Origin of the sequence: Rhizobium sp. RSm-3, assembly GCF_001854685.1 — a bacterium.
Lineage (GTDB): Bacteria > Pseudomonadota > Alphaproteobacteria > Rhizobiales > Rhizobiaceae > Rhizobium > Rhizobium ecuadorense.
In genome coordinates this window covers 1-2530 of the sequence record NZ_MAWZ01000052.1, presented here as the reverse complement: position 1 = coordinate 2530, position 2530 = coordinate 1, and the positions used below count along the sequence as shown (strand labels likewise).

The 2530-nt window shown below is 59.0% G+C and carries 2 protein-coding genes; one reads left to right on the top strand and one right to left on the bottom strand.

What is annotated here, in order from left to right:
- The first annotated feature begins 223 nt into the window (after positions 1 to 223).
- On the top strand, positions 224 to 961 hold the full coding sequence (locus BBJ66_RS27130; RefSeq protein WP_004675918.1) for a hypothetical protein: 738 nt from the start codon (positions 224 to 226) through the stop codon (positions 959 to 961).
- Between the two features lie 6 nt (positions 962 to 967).
- Here BBJ66_RS27130 and BBJ66_RS27125 read toward each other — a convergent pair whose 3' ends face one another.
- Complete coding sequence (locus tag BBJ66_RS27125; protein ID WP_071091260.1) at positions 968 to 2389, bottom strand: ISNCY-like element ISRel10 family transposase; 1422 nt, start codon at positions 2387 to 2389, stop codon at positions 968 to 970.
- Positions 2390 to 2530: the final 141 nt, after the last annotated feature.

Sequence of the window (2530 nt, the reverse complement as noted above, 5' to 3'; positions counted from 1 at the left end):
TGTCAAAGCCGAATAGGGCTGCGACGCTGTCGGCCAGTTAGAAACGCGACACTGGCACCGATGATCAGCCCCCGATCCGACCGGCTGGGCCGGGTTGAAAGGGCGGAGCGGGGGCGGGTGAAAGAACACCTCTTCGGCTTTAGCTTTCTCAATAGCAATTGTTCAGTCGCCGGCTGATACTCGCTTTTATCTGAATTGAGCGGGTAGGGATCAAAGCTGCACGATGCTTCCGGAAATCAAGCTGCAGGGTGACGTCGATGTCGCCGCGCTGTCACCTCTTCTTCGCGGCATGCTTCTGTCCGTTGCCTATGCTGACGGTGAGGGTGGCATAGGATTGACCGCGACCGGTGCTATGAACCGCAAATTCGTACATTGGGCCGCTGTGAACTTCCTGTGGCCCGACTTCACAGCCGAAGACCTCTACAGCATGAACAAAGTGCTGAACGAAAGCGACATGCCGCCGCTCTGGGTCGTGCGGGACATGACCCGCCATCTGAAGCTGCTTCGCCGGAAAAAGGATGTGCTGCTGCCAACCAGACGCGGCCGGGAGTTTCTGGTGAACCCGCAAGCCTTCTTCGATCTCGTGGCCACAGACTATCTCTACTCGTATGTCCATGCCACCGAGCGGGAAGCTGAGGTGCAAGCGCGCCTACGCTGGTGGCGCATGTTCCTCAATCTTCTCAATATCAAGGCGAGAGAAGGCTGTACGCCTTTGGACGTCGTGAAGATCCTCTATCCAGACACGGCACCTCTGTCCGCCACCGAAATGACCCTGGAAGCCTGGGAGCTCAAATTCGATCTCCAATATGGCGTCCTGCGGCGCCTGTGCTGGCTGGGCCTGCTTTATGAGGCACGAGAAGGGCTCACGCTTCTTCAAGACGGAGCCTTCCACAAGACGCCGCTTTGGTCCGCCTGCCTGCAATTGGAGTCAGATACGCAAAGCGATATCGGCGTGCATTGACGCCCTTTATTCCGCAGCCGGCTGCCTCAATAACGCTTTCTCCCGCCGTGCGATCACCGCCGGATCGTTCATGTAATCCGTTCTCGGCTTGCGTCCACGCTTCTGGTAGCCGTTCCCCGTGCTGCCATCGCGAATGCCGAACATATGGTCCGTCTGCCCAGTTCGCCGTGGTCCGCCCTTGCTGCGCTGCTGCTCCCGCCCAGCCTGCAGCTCGGCGACAACAGACAGCATGTCGTCCAACCGCTTGTTATCGACGACCTCGGCGCGATGCACGGAGCGTAACGTGTCAAAGGTTCGGTAGGGCAGGGCAAAGCTCTCGTGCATGATCTCGAGGCGCCCGTCCGGATAGTCGCAAACCACGACCTTCTTACCCGCCAGGGACCTGGAAAGATCTGTCGGATCAAGGATGAACAGCACCTTGTCATAGCGCAGCGTCAAAGCCTGCGACAGCGTGCGAACTTCCTTGCGGCACATGGCGCCATCGAGGTTCTCATGGTCGGCCAACGGCCGGTGCATGTCCTTCGGATTACGCGGCTGTTTGCCAAAACGCGCGTTGAAATCCGCAATGAACTCAGGCGCATAGGCGTTGGCTTCCTCGATCGTGTCGATGCCGCGCAGCCGCATTTCCTTGACCAGCCGATCCTGCAGTGTCTGGTTCGCACGTTCGACGCGGCCTTTGGCCTGCGGGGTATTGGCACAGATGATGTCGATGTTCAGCTCATAAAGCGCGCGGCCGAATTGTGTCAGGCCGCTCGTCCGGTCCTTCTCCGACGCATGGGTCGAACGAAAGACGCCGTGCTTGTCACTGTAGAAGGCCAGCGGTTTGCCCCATTGCTGCAGATAGGCCTTGGTCGCGTGCAGATAGTCGAAGGTGTTCTCCGAGCCGGCAAACCGTAGATGCAGCAGCTTGCCGGTGGCGTCGTCGATATAGACGAGCAGGGCGCATTTGGGCCCACGGTTCTCGAACCACCAGTGATGCGAGCCATCGATCTGTACCAGTTCGCCAAAGCAATCACGTCGGCCGCGTGGCTGGAAAACCCGCTTCTTGCGTTCCCGACGCGAGACCCAGATGCCGGCCTCGGTCATCCATTGCCGCAGGGTCTCCTTGGCGACCGAGATCCGGTGCAGCTCGATCAGCTTCTCACGCGCCAGCGTCGGACCGAAATCCAGATAGCGCTCACGGATCAGATCCAGTGCCGCATTGCGAAACTCCTCGCTATGGCGCCGGTTGCTCGGTCGCGATCGCTTCTTGGAAACAAGCCCGGCCGGACCATCCCGGTCATAGGCCTGCAGCAGCCGATGGACCTGACTTCGACTGAGGTCGAGCCGTTCGGCGGCCTGCACAACGCTCAGGCGTTCGTCACGGATCTTCTGGATGAGTTCGAGGCGATGCAATTCTTTCTGCGACATAGTGATCATAAAGGACATGACGACTCCGACCGCTCATGGTCTCGACCAGGCTGAAGGTCGTCATCCTTGCTCCCGACATTGGCATTGACCAGTCGTCGAGAGGCGAGATTGTCGCATCTCTAACTGGCCCAACTGTCGCATTACTAAATAGCCTCTACA

What these genes read in the sequence shown, in the direction of transcription:
- BBJ66_RS27130 (WP_004675918.1), top strand. Translation starts at nt 224, where the DNA reads ATGCTTCCGGAAATCAAGCTGCAGGGTGACGTCGATGTCGCCGCGCTG.
- BBJ66_RS27125 (WP_071091260.1), bottom strand. Translation starts at nt 2,389, where the DNA reads ATGTCCTTTATGATCACTATGTCGCAGAAAGAATTGCATCGCCTCGAA.